Origin of the sequence: Microcoleus sp. BR0-C5 (genome assembly GCF_036705045.1) — a bacterium.
Taxonomy (GTDB): Bacteria; Cyanobacteriota; Cyanobacteriia; order Cyanobacteriales; family Microcoleaceae; genus Microcoleus.
The window spans coordinates 1-2355 of record NZ_JAUBTR010000175.1; the positions used below are offsets into that span (position 1 = coordinate 1).

1 protein-coding gene and 1 pseudogene are annotated in these 2355 nt (G+C 40.5%); both read left to right on the forward strand.

What is annotated here, in order from left to right; all coding sequences use genetic code 11:
• On the forward strand, window positions 1–507 hold a 507-nt coding region (locus QUB08_RS31655), incomplete at its 5' end, for a transposase (RefSeq protein ID WP_333230229.1).
• A gap of 586 nt (window positions 508–1093) precedes the next feature.
• Window positions 1094–2237: pseudogene (locus tag QUB08_RS31660) on the forward strand (ISAs1 family transposase).
• Window positions 2238–2355 lie beyond the last annotated feature (118 nt).

Below are 2355 nucleotides of genomic sequence, written 5' to 3' on the forward strand. Positions count from 1 at the left end.
GATCGAATTAGTTGGGATAACTTCAATGAATCAGGAGACTTAATAGCCCAAGTAGAAGCATTTAAAGAATTCACAGGGCATTACCCAGAATCGGTTCACGTTGACCAGATTTACCGTACTCGCTCGAATAGAGCCTGGTGTAAAGAAAGAGGAATTAGGATGAGCGGTCCGCCCTTGGGAAGACGGTCAGCTCATGTGAGTAAAGCAATAAAAAAGCAAGCTCAAGAAGATGAAAAAGCGCGTCAGGCTATAGAAGGGAAATTTGGTCAAGCAAAAAGAAGGTTTAATCTCGATCGAGTGATGGCCAAACTCGATAATACATCTCAAACAGCGATTGCAATTGCTTTTTTAGTCATGAACCTTGTTGCGGGATTAAGGAGGTTATTGTGGCTTTTTTTGTGTCTTATTTTATTAATAAGGACTAGAAAGGTGACTGAGATTATCAAAAGCTATCCTCCGGTATTACAAGTAGAAGAAAAACTTATATTGAGCGTTGGCGGGCAATAGCGCGATCGAACTTTTTTGAGTTTTTTGGACTTATTCAGCAAGCCCTAGTTAGTTGTATCTGAAATGTTGCACCAATGTCAATAAGCTTTTATGAACAGGCTTTCCTGCCTGTTCCACAAAGAGTGAATTTCCTTGTGGAACAGGCCGTCCAGCCTGTTAAGCGAGAATGGTGCAATATCTCAGTTGGATCTCACATCTTGCACCATTCTCAACTAGCCCTTGCATTTTGTCCCAAAAGGTGAAAAAAAGGGCGTAAAAACAATCAGGTAGGTCAATGTTAACCATTCGTGAACGAACCTGACGGTCAACGGATTACCGTTAGACCGCAGGCTTCTTTTTCCTTTTTTGCTCATGCTTTTTAGAGCAGGGTAAGCTCATCTAATTTGGTATAAATTGTACTTGACAAAAAGCCGCCAATAGGCTCTATATCTGTGCACCGAACTCAAACCTATAATTAAGTTTGACTCTTAACAAAGTCAATCAAGTTGAAACGGAGTTAAAGACAATGACAAATGGTTTTGCACCTAGATTGAAACTCGCTGTAAAATCTCAAGCTAAAAGAGCAGAAAAACGACATTTAACACCTCTGGGCGACATCCAAGCTAATTTATTGAATTATGTAGCAGAGATTCCGGACCCCAGAGTTCAAAGAACCCAAAAACACTCATTAAAAGATATTTTAGTAATCTCTATTTTAGCCGTCATTGGCGGTGCCGAAGGTTGGGAAGACATGGAAAATTATGGCATCGCTAAACAGCAATGGTTAGAGGAATTTCTCGAATTACCCAATGGTATCCCCAGTGACGATACTTTTCGACGAGTCTTTGAAAGAATCAATCCTGATGATGAGAGAACAATGTTTAGCGAAGTGGCTTCAAAGTATGCTTGGTTCGATAGTTGGCGAGATTATCCCCATCGATGGCAAAAGTGTTAGAGGTTCTTATGACCGTAATCAAGGCATAAAAGCTTTGCATTTGGTCACGGCTTGGGCAAGTGAACAGCGTTTAGTTTTAGGGCAAGTTAAAGTTGAGGATCATTCCAACGAGATTACGGCAATTCCGGCACTCTTAGAATTATTAGATTTGACCGGGGCGACCGTTACCATTGATGCGATGGGAACTCAAACCGAGATTGTGAAACAAATTCGCCACAAAAAAGCTAATTATATTGTATCTCTTAAAGCTAATCACCCCACTTTACATTCTCAGGTTAAAGAATGGTTTGATACCAGAAGAGCTAATAACTTTGAAGGCATTAACGTTAGTTATAACCAACAAATTGAAAAGGGACACCATCGCACTGAAAAACGTTATGTTTGGGCTGTTCCTTTAGAGGCTTTCGGTGGTCTTTATCAACAAGACCAATGGTCGGGACTGCAAACCATCGTCATTATTGAAAGAATCCGCCATCTTTGGAACAAAACGACTCGTGAAGTCCAATTTTATCTAACTTCTCTGCCTGCAGATGCTCAAGTTCTTGGTCGTGCCATTCGTCAACATTGGACGATTGAAAACCAAGTTCATTGGACTTTAGATGTCACGTTCCATGAGGAGCAATGTCGGATTCGTTCAGGTCATAGTCCTCGTAATTTTGCCATCCTGAGACGGATAGCACTTAACGCTCTTAATCAGGAGAAAACATTGCAGCGTAGTCTTCGTCAAAAAATTAAACAGGCTTCTATGAATAATGATTATATGATGACTGTTCTCAACTCCTTTTGTCAAGCTTGATTGAGATGCTCTTACCCTGCTTTTTAGAGTGAGGTAGTTCCACCCCACATTCCGCAGGTCTTTAAATAGAATTGATGGTTATAAAATTTAAAAATTCAAGCCTGAAGAGATTACTGGG